This window comes from Phytobacter sp., assembly GCF_059074235.1.
Genome location: NZ_JCACPZ010000004.1, coordinates 1,404,034 through 1,421,529, shown reverse-complemented (window position 1 = coordinate 1,421,529; position 17,496 = coordinate 1,404,034). Strand labels below are relative to the sequence as shown.

At 50.6% G+C, this 17,496-nt stretch carries 15 protein-coding genes; 12 read left to right on the top strand and 3 right to left on the bottom strand.

Annotated elements, in window-relative coordinates:
• Positions 1-98: 98 nt before the first annotated feature.
• From dapD to map, 3 genes are all read right to left on the bottom strand, one after another.
• Entirely contained in the window at positions 99-923 is an 825-nt protein-coding gene (dapD, locus tag AC5JPW_RS10710; RefSeq protein WP_494240157.1) for a 2,3,4,5-tetrahydropyridine-2,6-dicarboxylate N-succinyltransferase, read from the bottom strand.
• A gap of 32 nt (positions 924-955) precedes the next feature.
• Positions 956-3,631 (bottom strand): bifunctional uridylyltransferase/uridylyl-removing protein GlnD, encoded by a 2,676-nt coding sequence (gene glnD / locus AC5JPW_RS10705; protein WP_494240155.1) that lies wholly within the window; start codon positions 3,629-3,631, stop codon positions 956-958.
• A gap of 280 nt (positions 3,632-3,911) precedes the next feature.
• Complete coding sequence (gene map / locus AC5JPW_RS10700; protein ID WP_494240153.1) at positions 3,912-4,703, bottom strand: type I methionyl aminopeptidase; 792 nt, start codon at positions 4,701-4,703, stop codon at positions 3,912-3,914.
• A gap of 401 nt (positions 4,704-5,104) precedes the next feature.
• On the opposite strand from map, the gene rpsB reads away from it, so the two are divergent.
• The 12 genes from rpsB to fabZ all read left to right on the top strand — a co-directional run bounded on the left by rpsB (position 5,105) and on the right by fabZ (position 17,493).
• Positions 5,105-5,830, top strand: coding sequence for a 30S ribosomal protein S2 (gene rpsB, locus AC5JPW_RS10695; protein WP_437433359.1), 726 nt, complete (start codon positions 5,105-5,107; stop codon positions 5,828-5,830).
• Positions 5,831-5,947: 117 nt separating this feature from the next.
• The gene (tsf, locus tag AC5JPW_RS10690; protein WP_485886977.1) at positions 5,948-6,799 is read left to right on the top strand and encodes a translation elongation factor Ts; all 852 of its coding nucleotides are present in this window, start codon (positions 5,948-5,950) and stop codon (positions 6,797-6,799) included.
• A 146-nt stretch (positions 6,800-6,945) separates the two neighbouring features.
• A complete protein-coding gene (gene pyrH, locus AC5JPW_RS10685) occupies positions 6,946-7,671 on the top strand; it encodes a UMP kinase (protein WP_035891961.1) in 726 nt (241 codons plus the stop codon).
• Between the two features lie 151 nt (positions 7,672-7,822).
• Positions 7,823-8,380 carry a ribosome recycling factor gene (frr, locus tag AC5JPW_RS10680; RefSeq protein ID WP_494240150.1) on the top strand — a complete coding sequence of 186 codons (558 nt, stop codon included), beginning with the start codon at positions 7,823-7,825 and terminating at the stop codon, positions 8,378-8,380.
• 93 nt (positions 8,381-8,473) lie between these two features.
• Positions 8,474-9,673, top strand: coding sequence for a 1-deoxy-D-xylulose-5-phosphate reductoisomerase (gene ispC / locus AC5JPW_RS10675; RefSeq protein ID WP_494240148.1), 1,200 nt, complete (start codon positions 8,474-8,476; stop codon positions 9,671-9,673).
• 182 nt (positions 9,674-9,855) lie between these two features.
• Positions 9,856-10,614 (top strand): (2E,6E)-farnesyl-diphosphate-specific ditrans,polycis-undecaprenyl-diphosphate synthase, encoded by a 759-nt coding sequence (ispU, locus tag AC5JPW_RS10670; protein ID WP_494240146.1) that lies wholly within the window; start codon positions 9,856-9,858, stop codon positions 10,612-10,614.
• Between the two features lie 12 nt (positions 10,615-10,626).
• Positions 10,627-11,484, top strand: a complete 858-nt coding sequence (cdsA, locus tag AC5JPW_RS10665) for a phosphatidate cytidylyltransferase (RefSeq protein WP_494240144.1) — start codon at positions 10,627-10,629, stop codon at positions 11,482-11,484.
• Between the two features lie 11 nt (positions 11,485-11,495).
• Positions 11,496-12,845 (top strand): sigma E protease regulator RseP, encoded by a 1,350-nt coding sequence (gene rseP, locus AC5JPW_RS10660; RefSeq protein ID WP_494240142.1) that lies wholly within the window; start codon positions 11,496-11,498, stop codon positions 12,843-12,845.
• A 31-nt stretch (positions 12,846-12,876) separates the two neighbouring features.
• Positions 12,877-15,294, top strand: coding sequence for an outer membrane protein assembly factor BamA (gene bamA, locus AC5JPW_RS10655; RefSeq protein WP_494240140.1), 2,418 nt, complete (start codon positions 12,877-12,879; stop codon positions 15,292-15,294).
• Between the two features lie 114 nt (positions 15,295-15,408).
• Positions 15,409-15,903 carry a molecular chaperone Skp gene (gene skp, locus AC5JPW_RS10650; protein ID WP_494240138.1) on the top strand — a complete coding sequence of 165 codons (495 nt, stop codon included), beginning with the start codon at positions 15,409-15,411 and terminating at the stop codon, positions 15,901-15,903.
• Positions 15,904-15,906: 3 nt separating this feature from the next.
• Positions 15,907-16,932: a UDP-3-O-(3-hydroxymyristoyl)glucosamine N-acyltransferase gene (gene lpxD / locus AC5JPW_RS10645; protein WP_494240136.1), complete on the top strand. Its 1,026-nt coding sequence runs from the start codon at positions 15,907-15,909 to the stop codon at positions 16,930-16,932.
• Between the two features lie 105 nt (positions 16,933-17,037).
• A complete protein-coding gene (gene fabZ, locus AC5JPW_RS10640; RefSeq protein WP_007373234.1) occupies positions 17,038-17,493 on the top strand; it encodes a 3-hydroxyacyl-ACP dehydratase FabZ in 456 nt (151 codons plus the stop codon).
• The last annotated feature ends 3 nt before the right edge of the window (positions 17,494-17,496 follow it).

Here is a 17,496-nt window from a genome sequence, read left to right as displayed (position 1 = left end):
AACCTATGAATAATTAACGAAAAAATCTATTTTCGCCACCCCAAAATGCTAAAAAGGCGGTATATATCACCCTCTCCCGAATTGGGAGAGGGTATCACTTAATCGATGGTGCGAAGCAGTTCGTTGATACCTACTTTGCCACGCGTTTTCGCGTCAACTTTCTTAACGATTACAGCACAGTACAGGCTGTATTTACCGTCTTTAGAAGGCAGGTTGCCGGAAACAACCACGGAACCCGCTGGTACGCGACCATAGTGCACTTCACCGGTTTCGCGATCGTAAATACGGGTGCTCTGACCGATGTAGACGCCCATGGAGATCACGGAACCTTCTTCAACGATAACACCTTCCACCACTTCAGAACGTGCGCCAATGAAGCAATTGTCTTCAATGATGGTCGGGTTTGCCTGCAGCGGCTCCAGGACGCCACCAATGCCTACGCCACCAGACAGGTGAACGTTTTTACCGATCTGCGCACATGAACCAACGGTGGCCCAGGTGTCGACCATGGTGCCTTCATCAACATAAGCACCGATGTTGACATAGGACGGCATCAGTACGGTGTTGCGTGCAATGAATGCACCCTGACGAACGGCCGCAGGTGGTACCACGCGGAAACCTTCTTTCTGGAAACGTGCTTCGTCGTAGTTGGCGAATTTCATCGGCACTTTATCGAAGTAGCGGCTTTCAGCACCGTCGATAACCTGGTTATCGTTAATGCGGAAGGAGAGCAGAACTGCCTTTTTGAGCCACTGGTGGGTGACCCACTGGCCGTCAATCTTTTCAGCGACGCGCAGTGCGCCTGAATCCAACAGGGAGATAACCTGATTAACCGCTTCGCGGGTAACGGTGTCCGCGTTTGCCGGGGTGATCTCTGCGCGACGCTCAAAAGCGGCTTCAATAACGTTCTGTAACTGCTGCATTATGACTCTTTCCATCTATGTAAAAAAAAACGTTACCCTTTATCGTTTGGATTGAGGGCCTCTGTCAACCGTTGTTGCACCTCGCGTTGCAGCTCATTATTAAGGCCACGCCGCTCGGCTGTTGCGATTATAAATAAATCTTCTACTCGCTCACCAATTGTCGTAATTCTCGCCCCGTGGAGTGAAATGCCCAGGTCTGCAAACACCTTGCCGACGCGTGCCAGCAGGCCTGGCTGGTCGAGCGCAATTAACTCGAGGAAGGTTCTTCTGTCTGTATGCGTCGGCAGGAAATTGACCTCAGTCTCTACGTTAAAGTGACGTAATTTCGCTGGCTGGCGACGCGGTTGCGGCGGTTGCCACGAATGCTGCGTAATGGCTTGTTCCAGGCCAAAACAGGTTGCTTCATGCCGGTCGGCAGAGAGCGTGCTGCCATCGGGTTCCAGCACAATAAAGGTGTCCATCGCCATACCATCGCGGGTCGTGAAAATTTTCGCATCATGTACGCTCAAATTACGTCGATCCAGCTCTGCGCACACTGCAGCGAACAGATAGGGCCTGTCAGGGCTCCAGATAAAGATTTCCGTCCCACCACGCGTTGCCTGGGGACTAAGCAAAATCAGTGGCTTGCTGAGGTCGTGTTCCAGAAGGTGTCGTGCGTGCCAGGCCAGTTGGTTTGGACTATGTCGCACAAAATAGTTGGCGCGACAACGTGCCCAGATCTGATGCAGTTTTTCTTCATCAATGTTGTCCATGCGCAGCAGCGCCAGCGCCTGTAACTGATGATGGCGGACGCGCTCGCGCATATCTGGCGTATTTTGCATGCCACGACGCAACTGTTTTTCGGTGGCGAAGTAGAGTTCGCGCAGCAGGCTTTGCTTCCAGCTATTCCACAGCGTTTCATTGGTCGCGCAGATATCGGCGACGGTCAGACAGACCAGGAAGCGCAGGCGGTTTTCTGTTTGTACCTCTTCGGCGAACTGCTTAATGACTTCCGGATCCTGGATGTCACGACGCTGGGCAGTAACCGACATCAATAAATGATTACGGACAAGCCAGGCGACCAGTTGCGTTTCGCGTGAATTGAGCCCGTGCAATTCGGCAAATTTCAGCACATCCTGCGCACCAAGCACCGAGTGGTCGCCGCCGCGCCCTTTAGCGATATCGTGGAACAGTGCGGCAATCAAAATAAGCTCAGGGTGGGTCAGGCGCGGCCACAGATCGACGCAAAGCGGATGGCGCGGACGGGTCTCTTCATTGGCAAATGTTTCAAGCTTGAGCATGACCCGGATGGTGTGTTCATCAACGGTGTAAGCGTGGAAGAGATCAAACTGCATCTGACCAACAATATGCGACCACTGGGGCATATAGGCCCAAAGTACGCTATGACGATGCATGGGCAGGAGCCCGCGTTTCACTGCACCCGGATGGCGTAACAGGCTGAGGAAAATCGATCGCGCTTCCGGGATGTAACACAGGGGTTGCGTCAGGTGACGGCGCGCATGGCGCAGATGGCGCAGCGTGGTGGAGTAGATCCCGGTGATCGTGCTGTTTCGTACCATGATGTAAAACATGCGCAGAATAGCCTGCGGTTCGCGAATGAACAGCGTCTCATCACGGAGATCAATCAATGTGCCACGTAGCTGGAATTCATCATCAATGGCGCGCGGTTTTTCATCTGTCGTCAGCGCCAGAATGGCTTCGTCGAATAGTTGCAGCAACATCTGGTTCAGCTCAGTGACCCGGCGTGTGACCCGATAGAAGTCTTTCATCATATGTTCAACGGGTTGATTGCCTTCGCCGACATAGTTCAGACGCTGGGCAACACTTAACTGACGATCAAACAACAAGCGGTTGTCGTAGCGATTCACTTCAAGATGCAGTGCGAAGCGGATTCGCCATAGCAGATGCAGACATTCATTGAGCTCATTACGTTCAGCCTCGGTTAAAAACCCAAAACCGACCATTTCATCCATTGATGTTGCACCGAAATGCCGGCGAGCGACCCATTGCAATGTGTGGATGTCACGCAGGCCACCTGGACTACTTTTTATATCCGGCTCCAGATTGTAGCTGGTGCCGTGATAACGCTGATGACGTTCGTTCTGCTCGACGACTTTTGCCGGGAAAAATTTCTCTGACGGCCAAAACTTCTCGCTGAAGATATGTTTTTGCAGTTCCAGGAACAGCGCGACGTCACCAATAAGCAGGCGCGATTCAATCAGGTTGGTAGCAACGGTCAAATCAGACAGCCCTTCCTGAAGGCATTCGTCCAGTGTACGTACGCTGTGACCGACTTCCAGCTTCACATCCCAGAGCAGGGTGAGTAGCTCGCCAATTTTTTGTGCGCGTTCATCAGAGAGTTTTGCTCGGCTCAGAATGAGCAAGTCTATATCAGAAAGAGGATGTAACTCGCCACGACCATAGCCTCCAACCGCGACCAGAGCAGCATCACTCTGATCACCAAAACCGAAGTCCAGCCACAGTCTTTGCAGCAACTGGTCGATAAATTCAGTTCGCGCCTCTATAAGTTGTTCGGCGGAGAGCCCGGCATCAAAGACATGGCCCAGCCACTGCTGGAAGTTGTCTATGCGGGCTTTAATACTTGCAACGGTCAACTCACTTGATGACCAGTCACCGGGATATTCAGGCTGACCGGGTAGGGTTGGTTTTACCGTACTGACAAATTGTTCAGAAAATGTATTGCTCATTAACAGGCCACCCTAATCAATGGGACAGCGAACCGCCTCACTGGCCCTTAAATATGCCGGTGCGGACAAAGCGTATTCAATAAAGGTTAAGACATACGTCTAATCAGACAAGTTAAAAGAGATAATGATAAATGAAAAGACGTTTATGTTTATGAAACATGACAGGAGGGATAAGGGAAACCTGTGTTTTCTTACTCAAAAAATAAGCAAGTTTTCTGGGTGATTTATTAAAAGAAAGCGGCCCTCTTGCAGACCGCTTAGTGATGACATTAGTCAGACATTATTCTGCCGTGAGGACTGCCGGGATGGTGTCATCTTTGCGCAGTGTCAGGATCTCACAGCCATTTTCGGTAACAACGATCGTGTGCTCATACTGTGCTGACAGGCTGCGGTCTTTCGTTTTCACCGTCCAGCCGTCTTTCATGGTACGGATGCGGTAATCACCAGCGTTCACCATTGGTTCAATGGTAAAGGTCATACCGGCCTGCAGAACGACTCCGCCGTCATCCGCGTCATAGTGCAGAACCTGCGGTTCTTCATGGAAAACACGGCCAATACCGTGACCACAATATTCGCGTACAACAGAGAAACCTTCGCCTTCAACATACTTCTGAATGGCGGCACCCAGGGTACGCAGACGGATACCTGGCTTAACCATGCGCAGGGACAAATAAAGGCTGTCCTGGGTTACGCGGCACAGACGTTCGCCAAGAATGGTTGGCTTGCCCACGATAAACATTTTGGACGTATCGCCATGGTACTCATCTTTAATGACGGTCACGTCGATGTTCACGATGTCGCCATCTTTCAGCTGTTTTTCATCATCCGGAATACCGTGGCAAACCACTTCGTTGATGGAGATGCATACGGATTTCGGGAAGCCGTGATAGCCGAGGCAGGCAGAAACGGCATGCTGCTCGTTAACGATATAATCGTTGCAAATGCGATCCAGTTCGCCGGTACTTACGCCCGGTTTGATGTAAGGCTCGATCATTTCCAGCACTTCAGCAGCAAGGCGTCCGGCCACGCGCATTTTTTCGATTTCTTCAGGGGTCTTAATTGAGATAGCCATTGATTCTGTCCATCAGTGCCGACTTTTCGACATTATTTAGTTCAAGTGCTGTTAATGGTAACAGTCTGGCCCGCCCGCTGCCAAATTGAGAATCATTCGACGTGTCGCCTTTTGTGCCGCAATTGTGGAGAGGTGCTACCCTTGTCTGCTGTACGGGGTGAGTGTGTCACACGAAATTCACTGTTCAGCCGGCGGTTCTGCATGAACAATGATTGGAGTCTGGCGGCTGTTTGTGGTATAAAGCGCGCCGGACTCACGTTCCTCTTCGGAACGAAGTCGACAAATCTCACTTTGTGTAAATAACACACACGTATCGACACATATTCCGGGGTGCCCTTTGGGGTCGGTAATATGGGATACGTGGAGGCATAACCCCAACTTTTATATAGAGGTTCTAAATCATGGCAACTGTTTCCATGCGCGACATGCTCAAGGCTGGTGTTCACTTTGGTCACCAGACCCGTTACTGGAACCCGAAAATGAAGCCTTTCATCTTCGGCGCACGTAACAAAGTTCACATCATCAACCTTGAGAAAACTGTACCGATGTTCAACGAAGCTCTGGCTGAACTGAACAAGATCTCTTCTCGCAAAGGTAAAATCCTTTTCGTTGGTACTAAACGCGCTGCAAGCGAAGCGGTGAAAGAAGCAGCTAACAACTGCGATCAGTTCTTCGTGAACCATCGCTGGTTGGGCGGCATGCTGACTAACTGGAAAACCGTTCGTCAGTCAATCAAACGTCTGAAAGACCTGGAAACTCAGTCTCAGGACGGTACTTTCGACAAGCTGACCAAGAAAGAAGCGCTGATGCGTACTCGTGAACTGGACAAGCTGGAAAACAGCCTGGGCGGTATCAAAGACATGGGCGGCCTGCCGGACGCACTGTTCGTTATCGACGCTGACCACGAACACATCGCGATCAAAGAAGCAAACAACCTGGGTATCCCGGTATTTGCTATCGTTGATACCAACTCCGATCCGGACGGTGTTGACTTCGTTATCCCGGGTAACGACGACGCAATCCGTGCAGTTAGCCTGTATCTGAATGCTGTTGCTGCTACCGTACGTGAAGGCCGTTCTCAGGATCTGGCTGTTCAGGCGGAAGAAAGCTTCGTAGAAGCTGAATAATAAGGTCCATCCCTTATTAGTACCGAGTATGGATAGGGGCCACTTTTGGGCCCCTTTTTCACTTTTAAACCTGTTCGGCTAATGGCCGGGCAGGTCATCTCTCCCGAGGATTAAAGAATGGCTGAAATTACCGCATCCCTGGTAAAAGAGCTGCGCGAGCGTACTGGCGCAGGCATGATGGATTGCAAAAAAGCACTGACTGAAGCTAACGGCGACATCGAGCTGGCAATCGAAAACATGCGTAAGTCCGGTGCTATCAAAGCAGCGAAAAAAGCAGGCAACGTTGCTGCTGACGGCGTGATCATCACTAAGATCGACGGTACCTACGGCATCATTCTGGAAGTTAACTGCCAGACTGACTTCGTTGCTAAAGATGGCGGTTTCCAGGCATTTGCTAACAAAGTTCTGGACGCAGCTGTTGCAGGCAAAATCACTGACGTTGAAGTTCTGAAAGCACAGTTCGAAGAAGAACGTGTTGCGCTGGTTGCTAAAATCGGTGAGAACATCAACATCCGTCGTGTTTCTGCTCTGGAAGGCGAAGTTCTGGGTTCTTACCTGCACGGCGCACGTATCGGTGTTCTGGTTGCAGCTAAAGGCGCTGATGAAGAGCTGGTTAAACAGCTGGCAATGCACATCGCTGCAAGCAAGCCTGAGTTCGTTAAACCGGAAGACGTGTCTGCTGAAGTGGTTGAGAAAGAGTTCCAGGTTCAGCTGGACATCGCCATGCAGTCTGGCAAGCCGAAAGAAATCGCAGAGAAAATGGTTGAAGGCCGCATGAAGAAATTCACCGGCGAAGTTTCTCTGACTGGTCAGCCTTTCGTTATGGATCCGAGCAAAACTGTTGCTCAGCTGCTGAAAGAGCACAATGCTGACGTAACTAACTTCATCCGCTTTGAAGTGGGCGAAGGCATCGAGAAAGTTGAGACTGACTTCGCAGCAGAAGTTGCTGCAATGTCCAAACAGTCTTAATTAAAAAAAGAAGCCGCCTGAGGGCGGCTTCTTTTTGCGCCCCTCTTGTAAATTCAGTTAACCCTTATAGTGGTTGCGCTGAAAAGCGACGTACAATGTCGCCGGAATTAACTCATTTCAATCGTTGACAGTCTCAGGAAAGAAACATGGCTACCAATGCAAAACCCGTCTACAAACGTATTCTGCTTAAGTTGAGTGGTGAAGCTCTTCAGGGTACGGAAGGCTTCGGTATTGACGCAAGCATCCTTGATCGTATGGCTCAGGAAATCAAAGAACTGGTGGAACTGGGCATTCAGGTTGGTGTGGTGATTGGTGGCGGTAACCTGTTCCGTGGTGCTGGTCTGGCGAAAGCGGGTATGAACCGCGTTGTGGGCGACCACATGGGCATGCTGGCCACTGTCATGAACGGCCTGGCCATGCGCGATGCGCTTCACCGCGCCTATGTGAACGCCCGCCTGATGTCCGCTATTCCTCTGAATGGCGTGTGTGACAACTACAGCTGGGCTGAAGCCATCAGCTTGCTGCGTAATAACCGCGTGGTTATTCTGAGCGCCGGTACGGGTAACCCGTTCTTTACCACCGATTCCGCAGCGTGCCTGCGCGGCATTGAAATCGAAGCCGACGTGGTACTGAAAGCCACTAAAGTCGATGGTGTGTTTACTGCAGATCCGGCAAAAGATCCAACGGCTACCATGTACGAACAGCTGACCTATACCGAAGTTCTGGATAAAGAGCTGAAAGTCATGGATTTGGCCGCGTTTACGCTGGCGCGTGACCACAAGTTGCCAATCCGTGTCTTCAATATGAATAAGCCTGGTGCGCTGCGTCGCGTTGTTATGGGCGAAAAAGAAGGCACGTTGATTACGGAATAATTCCCGTAGGCAACAAATAAAGGTAAGATTCCGCTTTATTATTTAGCGATTGTGGCAGGCATCTTTCGCGATGCCTTGTACCGAACGAGACTATACTAACCACACCTGTGGCGTATGGTTTGCCCGAGACAAGATTTCAAGGATTCGTAACGTGATTAACGACATCAGAAAAGATGCTGAAGTACGCATGGATAAATGCGTAGAAGCGTTCAAAAACCAAATCAGCAAAATTCGTACTGGCCGTGCTTCCCCAAGCCTGTTGGATGGCATTGTCGTGGAATACTACGGCACGCCAACCCCGCTGCGTCAGTTGGCGCAGGTTACGGTAGAAGATACCCGTACACTGAAAATCAACGTATTCGATCGCTCTATGGGCCCGGCTGTTGAGAAAGCCATCATGGCGTCTGATTTAGGTCTGAACCCAAGCTCTGCGGGCACGGATATCCGTGTACCGCTGCCAGCGCTGACGGAAGAGCGTCGTAAGGACCTGATCAAAGTGGTCCGTGGTGAAGCTGAGCAGGGGCGTGTGTCCGTGCGTAACGTACGCCGTGATGCGAACGATAAAGTTAAAGCTCTGCTGAAAGATAAAGAAATCAGTGAAGATGACGATCGTCGTTCTCAGGACGATGTTCAGAAACTGACTGACGCAGCCATCAAGAAAATTGATGCGGCGCTGGCAGATAAAGAAGCCGAACTGATGCAGTTCTAATACTGCCATCCATTAAAACGCCGTACAGAGAGCTGCCATGCGGCTTTGCTGGCGGCGTTTTGCTTTTTATCCGCGCAACATTGTGAGCGTTTCATGAAGCATATAACCCTTCTGGGCTCAACAGGTTCCATAGGTTGCAGCACGCTCGATGTGGTTCGCCACAATCCTGATCGTTTTTCTGTGACCGCGCTTGTCGCAGGTAAAAATGTGGCTCGCATGGTGGAGCAGTGCCTGGAGTTTATGCCGCGTTTTGCTGTGATGGACGATGAAGCAGGTGCGCGCGAACTTCGCGTCACGTTGCGGCAGCACGGTAGTCGTACCGAAGTGATGAGCGGCCAGCAGGCAGCATGTGAAATGGCGGCGCTTGACGACGTAGACCAGGTTATGGCTGCAATTGTAGGTGCTGCGGGTCTGGTCCCTACGCTTGCCGCTATTCGTGCTGGCAAAACCGTTCTGCTCGCCAATAAAGAGTCCCTGGTGACCTGTGGCCGTCTTTTCATGGAGGCGGTTCAGGAAAGTGGTGCCCAACTTCTGCCGGTAGACAGTGAACATAACGCTATTTTTCAGAGTTTACCGGAAACAATCCAACAGAACCTGGGGTACGCTGATTTAGAGCAAAATGGCGTGTCGTCTATTTTGCTTACCGGGTCTGGTGGCCCATTTCGTGAGACGCCATTATCTGAACTGGCTGCAATGACGCCGGATCAGGCTTGCCGCCATCCGAACTGGTCGATGGGGAGAAAAATCTCCGTTGATTCAGCCACTATGATGAATAAAGGTCTGGAATACATTGAAGCGCGCTGGCTGTTTAATGCCTCTGCCCGCCAGATGGAAGTGTTGATCCATCCGCAATCGGTGATCCACTCCATGGTGCGTTATCTGGATGGCAGCGTGTTGGCACAACTGGGTGAACCGGATATGCGCACACCAATTGCACACACCATGGCCTGGCCTGGTCGCGTGCCTTCCGGTGTGAATACCCTCGATTTTTGTAAACTCAGCTCCTTGAGTTTTGCCGCGCCCGATTACGAGCGCTACCCTTGTCTGAAGCTGGCGATTGATGCTTTTGCTGAAGGACAGGCAGCGACGACGGCGTTAAATGCGGCGAACGAGGTGACGGTTGCAGCGTTCCTGGCGTCGAAGATTCGTTTTACGGATATTGCTGCCCTTAATTTGTCTGTTCTTGAACAGATGACGTTGTGTGAACCACATAGTATTGATGATGTTTTGTCAGTGGATCATATGGCTCGCGACGTTGCGCAGAAACAAGTGATGCGCTTCGCAAGCTGGTGATAATACAGCCACTCTTCGTCATGCTATTTGTTAGCGTTAGGCTTCAGTGATATAGTCTGCGCACCCGATTGCCAGGTTGATACCTGGCTCTGAGGTGAAGCCGTGGTTGACACGGCTTTTTTGCGTAAGGGCTTTTGTATTCCTGAGTACCGCTAAATCCTTTTCAGGGACTAAAACGCGTTATGTTGTCTGCTAATCAACCAATAAGCGAAAATTTGCCTGCGCATGGCTGCCGTCATGTTGCAATAATTATGGACGGCAATGGTCGCTGGGCGAAAAGACAAGGGAAAATCCGTGCCTTTGGGCATAGGGCGGGCGCGAAATCGGTTCGCCGCGCGGTTTCTTTTGCCGCGAATAGCGGAATCGGTGCGCTGACGCTGTATGCGTTTAGTAGCGAGAACTGGAATCGTCCGGCGCAAGAAGTGACCGCGTTAATGGAATTGTTTGTGTGGGCGCTGGATAGCGAAGTAAAAAGCCTGCATCGACACAATGTACGTCTGCGGATAATTGGCGACACAAGTCGTTTCAACACGCGCTTGCAGGAGCGTATTCGTAAAGCGGAAGCGTTAACGGCTCAAAATACCGGGCTGACGCTAAATATCGCGGCGAATTACGGTGGGCGCTGGGATATCGTACAGGGAGTACGGCAATTGGCTGTTCAGGTTCAGGAAGGATTACTGCGTCCCGACCAAATTGATGAAGAGGCGCTGAGTCAGCAAATCTGCATGCATGAACTGGCCCCCGTAGATTTAGTGATTAGGACTGGTGGGGAACATCGCATAAGTAACTTTTTACTTTGGCAAATTGCGTATGCCGAACTTTACTTTACAGATGTTCTTTGGCCCGATTTCGATGAACAAGACTTTGAAGGTGCGCTGCATGCCTTTGCCAATCGTGAGCGTCGCTTCGGCGGCACTGAGCCCGGCGGCGACAATGCCTGATGGGGGTAGCTTTTGCTGAAGTATCGCCTGATTTCCGCGTTTGTATTAATACCTATTGTCATCGCAGCGCTGTTTTTGCTGCCGCCAATGGGCTTTGCGATTGTGACGTTGGTCGTTTGTATGCTGGCTGCATGGGAATGGGGGCAACTGAGTGGTTTCACCTCCCGTACACAACGCGTCTGGCTTTCCGTGCTATGTGGCTTCTTACTGGCCGCGATGCTGTTAGCCATACCGGAATATCATCATAATATTCATCAACCGGTTGTTGAGATATCTCTCTGGGCATCATTAGTCTGGTGGATCGTCGCGTTGTTATTGGTGTTAGGTTACCCGGCTTCTGCGGGGGTCTGGAGACAGTCTAAGACCTTACGTTTGATCTTCGGTATCCTGACCATCATTCCTTTTTTCTGGGGTATGCTGGCATTACGATCCTGGCACTATGATGACAACCACTACAGCGGTGCGTTGTGGTTGCTGTATGTCATGATTCTGGTCTGGGGTGCAGATTCAGGCGCGTATATGTTTGGTAAACTTTTTGGGAAGCATAAGCTGGCTCCAAAAGTTTCACCGGGCAAAACCTGGCAAGGTTTTATCGGCGGTTTATTTACTGCTGCCGTTATCTCTTGGGTATACGGTGCGTGGGCAAACCTGGATGTAGCATCCTCAACATTGTTTATCTGTTCCGTCGTGGCTGCACTGGCATCGGTGTTAGGTGATTTGACGGAAAGTATGTTTAAGCGTGAAGCAGGAATTAAAGATAGTGGTCATCTAATTCCGGGTCATGGCGGTATACTGGATCGCATCGACAGCCTTACAGCGGCAGTCCCTGTATTTGCTTGCCTGTTATTGCTGGTTTTCAGGACGATTTGACGGAAGGTTTTATGCTGAGCATTCTCTGGAATCTGGCGGCATTTATTGTTGCGCTTGGTATCCTTATCACAGTGCATGAATTTGGCCATTTCTGGGTTGCTCGCCGTTGCGGCGTGAGAGTAGAACGCTTTTCCATTGGTTTCGGTAAGGCGCTATGGCGTCGGACGGATAAGCAAGGAACAGAATTCGTTATTGCCGTCATTCCTCTTGGCGGCTACGTCAAAATGTTGGACGAGCGCGTTGAACCGGTTACGCCGGAAATGCGTCATACCGCTTTCAACAACAAATCTGTAGGCCAACGAGCGGCAGTGATCGCTGCTGGCCCTATCGCCAATTTCCTCTTTGCTATTTTTGCCTATTGGCTGGTGTTTATCATCGGTGTCCCTGGCGTTCGCCCGGTAATTGGTGAAATAACACCCGATTCCATCGCTGCACATGCTCAAATTACATCCGGCACGGAACTTAAAGCAATTGATGGTATCGAAACGCCTGATTGGGATGCAGTGCGTTTGCAACTGGTGTCAAAAATTGGTGACAAACAAACTACCCTCAGTGTGGCGCCGTTTGGCAGCGACAGCCGTCAGGATAAGGTGCTTGATTTACGTCAATGGGCCTTTGAACCTGACAGGGAAGACCCGGTATCATCACTTGGGATCCGCCCACGTGGCCCGCAGATTGAACCGGTGCTTGCTGAGATACAATCAGGGTCTGCCGCGAGCAAAGCAGGTTTGCAAGCGGGCGATAGGATCGTTAAAGTCGATGGTCAGCAACTAACGCAGTGGATGACGTTTGTCACTTTGGTGAGAGATAATCCGGGTACTCCGTTAGCGCTGGACATCGAAAGGCATGGGAGTTCCTTGTCTTTAACGTTGATACCGGATACAAAGCCCGGTAGTAAGGCAGAGGGTTTTGCTGGCGTTGTGCCAAAAATTATTCCGCTGCCGGATGAATACAAGACAGTACGCCAGTACGGACCATTCAGCGCCATTGTCGAGGCCACGGACAAGACATGGCAGTTAATGAAGCTGACGGTCAGTATGTTGGGGAAATTGATAACGGGTGACGTAAAACTGAACAACCTCAGTGGGCCGATTTCGATCGCTCAGGGGGCTGGGATGTCAGCAGAGTTTGGGGTGATTTACTACCTGATGTTCCTCGCTTTAATCAGCGTGAACCTGGGCATTATCAACCTGTTTCCACTCCCTGTCCTGGACGGGGGACATCTGTTGTTTTTGGCGCTTGAAAAGCTGAAAGGTAAACCGGTATCCGAGCGAGTTCAAGACTTTAGCTACCGCATTGGCTCGATTTTGCTGGTGTTGTTAATGGGGCTTGCACTTTTCAATGATTTCTCTCGGTTGTAAGAGAGTTTGTTAGGAAGAACGCATAATAACGATGGCGATGAAAAAGTTGCTCATAGCGTCGCTGCTGTTTAGCAGCGCCACCGTATACGGTGCTGACGGGTTCGTAGTGAAGGACATTCATTTCGAAGGCCTGCAGCGTGTCGCCGTTGGTGCGGCCCTCCTCAGTATGCCGGTCCGCCCAGGCGATACGGTGAATGATGAAGACGTCAGTAACACCATTCGTGCCTTGTTTGCCACTGGCAACTTCGAGGACGTTCGCGTACTACGCGACGGTGATACCCTTCTTGTTCAAGTGAAAGAACGCCCAACAATCGCCAGCATCACTTTCTCCGGTAATAAAGCGGTGAAAGATGACATGCTTAAGCAGAACCTCGAGGCTTCTGGCGTGCGTGTCGGTGAATCACTTGATCGCACCACGCTCTCCGATATCGAAAAAGGGCTGGAAGATTTCTATTACAGCGTGGGTAAATACAGCGCCAGCGTGAAGGCTGTTGTAACCCCATTGCCGCGCAACCGTGTCGACCTTAAACTGGTCTTCCAGGAAGGCGTTTCTGCGCAGATCCAACAGATCAATATTGTCGGGAACCATGCGTTCAGTACTGAAGAGCTGATCTCTTCATTCCAACTGCGCGATGAAGTGCCATGGTGGAACGTAGTCGGCGATCGTAAATATCAGAAGCAGAAGCTGTCAGGTGATCTCGAATCCCTGCGCAGCTACTATCTGGATCGTGGCTATGCGCGTTTCAACATTGATTCCACGCAGGTCAGTCTGACGCCTGACAAAAAAGGCATCTACATCACCGTCAACGTGACGGAAGGCGATCAATACAAACTCTCCGGCGTTCAGGTTACGGGTAATCTCGCAGGCCACTCTGCTGAGATCGAAAGCCTGACGAAGATTGAACCGGGTGAGCTGTATAACGGCGCCAAAGTGACCAAAATGGAAGATGACATTAAAAAGCTTCTGGGTCGCTATGGCTATGCCTACCCGCGCGTTCAGTCGCAGCCAGAAATTAACGATACGGATAAAACCGTTAAGCTGCATGTGAACGTGGATGCAGGTAACCGTTACTACGTACGTAAAATTCGTTTTGAAGGTAACGATACTTCCAAAGATGCCGTATTGCGTCGCGAAATGCGTCAAATGGAAGGCGCCTGGTTGGGCAGCGATTTGGTTGATCAGGGTAAAGAGCGTCTGAATCGTCTGGGTTACTTTGAAACCGTAGACACTGATACGCAACGTGTTGCGGGCAGCCCGGACCAGGTTGATGTCGTTTATAAAGTGAAAGAGCGTAACACCGGTAGCTTCAACTTTGGTGTGGGCTATGGCACGGAAAGCGGCGTAAGCTTCCAGGTCGGTGTCCAGCAGGATAACTGGTTGGGTACAGGGTATTCCGTTGGTATTAATGGTACCAAGAACGATTACCAGACCTACTCTGAGTTCTCCGTGACCAACCCGTACTTTACGGTTGATGGTGTGAGCCTCGGCGGTCGTATCTTCTATAATGATTTCAAAGCGGATAATGCGGACCTATCCTCCTATACCAACAAAAGTTACGGTGTGGATGGCACGCTCGGCTTCCCGATTAACGAATACAACACACTGCGTCTGGGCTTAGGCTACGTTCATAACGACCTGTCCAATATGGAACCGCAAGTGGCGATGTGGCGTTATCTGGATTCAGTCGGGCAGAGCTCAAGCAAAAACAGTGATAATAACGGTTTTGCTGCAGATGACTTCACCTTCAACTATGGTTGGACGTACAACAACCTTGACCGGGGCTATTTCCCAACTAAGGGCTCACGCGTCAACCTGAATGGTAAGGTCACGGTCCCTGGATCGGACAACGAGTTCTATAAAATTACTGTCGACACGGCTTCCTACTTCCCAATTGACGATGATCACAAATGGGTGGTTCTGGGGCGTACACGCTGGGGCTATGGTGATGGTTTAGGCGGAAAAGAACTGCCTTTCTATGAGAACTTCTATGCCGGTGGTTCCAGCACCGTGCGCGGTTTCCAGTCCAATAACATTGGTCCGAAGGCCGTATACTATGGTGGCAATAACCAGTCTAACTGTAAAAATACGGTAGCTGATTCCATTTGTAGCTCGAACGATGCGGTTGGCGGTAACGCCATGGGTGTGGCCAGCGTAGAGTTTATTACGCCAACGCCATTCATCAGCGATAAGTATGCAAACTCTGTACGCACATCCTTCTTCTGGGATGCAGGTACGGTGTGGGACACCAACTGGCAGAATACTGCACAGATGAAGGCAGAAGGTGTTCCTGACTATAGTGATCCAAGCAATATCCGTATGTCTGCGGGTATCGCACTACAATGGATGTCCCCATTGGGGCCGTTGGTCTTCTCCTACGCCCAGCCGTTTAAGAAGTACGATGGAGACAAGGCAGAACAGTTCCAGTTTAACATTGGTAAAACCTGGTAACGTGCCACTGCGATGGAATGCATGATGTAGTGATGGTTGTGGCGGTGACACTCACCGCCCGCCCACGCAAAGAACGGTACCTGAGGGTACAATTGGGATGGTGAGGAGTTTATTGTGAAAAAGTTGTTATTAGCTGCAGGTTTCGGTTTGGCAATGGTATCTTCTGCTCAGGCAGCTGACAAAATTGCTATCGTGGATATGAACAGCCTGTTCCAACAGGTTGCGCAGACTTCCGGTGTTGCTCAGACAATGAAAAATGAATTCGGTGGCCGTGCCAGCGAACTTCAGCGTCTGGAATCCGATCTGCAGACCAAAATGCAGCGTTATCAGCGTGATGGTTCCACCATGAAAGCGGCGGATCGCACTAAGCTGGAAAAAGACATTCAGGCACAGCGCCAGGATCTGGCACAGAAAGGCCAGGCCTTCGAGCAGGATCAGGCTCGTCGTTCTAACGAAGAACGTGGCAAGATGATGACGCGTATTCAGGCTGCAGTGAAGAAAGTTGCTGCGGATCAGAGCGTAGACCTGGTTCTCCCGGCTAACGCTGCTATCTACAACAGCAATGACGTTAAAGACATCACTGCTGATGTACTGAAACAGGTTAAATAAGTAATGCCTTCAATTCGACTGTCTGATTTAGCTCAACAGTTGGATGCAGAATTACACGGTGATGGCGATATCGTCATCACCGGCGTTGCGTCCATGCAATCTGCTAAAGCAGGTCAAATCACCTTCATGGTTAATCCTAAGTACCGTGAAAACCTGAATGACTGCCAGGCGTCAGCTGTCGTCATGACGCAGGACGATCTTCCTTTTGCTAAAAGTGCAGCCTTAGTGGTGAGAAATCCTTATCTCACCTATGCTCGCATGGCTCAAATTCTTGATACAACGCCGCAACCGGCTCAGAACATTGCACCCAGTGCAGTGATCGACCCTGCTGCGACGTTGGGTAACAATGTTGCCATTGGTGCCAATGCCGTTATCGAATCTGATGTTATTTTAGGTGATGACGTGGTCATTGGCCCTGGCTGCTTCGTTGGGAAAAAGACGAAAATCGGTGCAGGTTCGCGTTTGTGGGCCAATGTGACCATTTACCATGAGATCGAGATCGGTGAAAATTGCCTGATCCAATCTGGTACCGTGATCGGTGCAGATGGCTTCGGCTACGCTAACGATCGCGGCAATTGGGTGAAGATCCCTCAGCTCGGTCGCGTTATTATTGGCGATCGCGTCGAGATCGGTGCGTGTACCACCATCGATCGCGGGGCACTGGATGACACCTGCATTGGTAACGGCGTTATCATTGATAACCAGTGTCAGATTGCACATAACGTCGTGATTGGCGACAATACTGCCGTTGCAGGCGGCGTCATCATGGCCGGCAGTTTGAAAATTGGTCGTTACTGTATGATTGGTGGCGCCAGCGTCATCAATGGTCATATGGAAATTTGTGATAAGGTCACCGTGACGGGAATGGGTATGGTGATGCGTCCTATCACTGAGCCTGGCGTGTATTCCTCCGGTATCCCGCTGCAGCCAAATAAAGTGTGGCGTAAAACCGCTGCTCTCGTAATGAACATTGATGACATGAGCAAGCGCCTCAAAGCTGTTGAGCGCAAGGTCAATAAAGAAGACTAATAGCTCGCTCGTTAACATGTAAACTTCCCGGCCTGTAGGCATTCTTACGATTGCCGCGGGCCGTGTTATTATTGCCTTTTAGTATATTTAGACAGGAAGAGTATTTTGACTACTGACACTCATACTCTGCACATTGAAGAGATTCTGGAGCTTCTGCCGCACCGTTACCCGTTTTTGCTGGTAGACCGTGTGCTGGATTTTGAAGAAGGTCGTTTTCTGCGCGCAGTGAAAAATGTCTCCGTAAATGAGCCGTTTTTCCAGGGGCATTTCCCTGGTAAACCCATCTTCCCAGGTGTTTTGATTCTGGAAGCAATGGCGCAGGCTACTGGCATTCTGGCGTTTAAAAGCGTCGGTAAACTCGAGCCAGGAGAGCTTTACTACTTCGCAGGTATCGATGAAGCGCGCTTTAAGCGCCCGGTTGTGCCTGGCGATCAGATGATCATGGAAGTGACTTTTGAAAAAACGCGCCGTGGTCTGACTCGCTTTAAAGGCGTTGCATTGGTCGACGGTAAAGTTGTCTGCGAAGCTACTATGATGTGTGCACGTAGCCGGGAGGCCTGATAC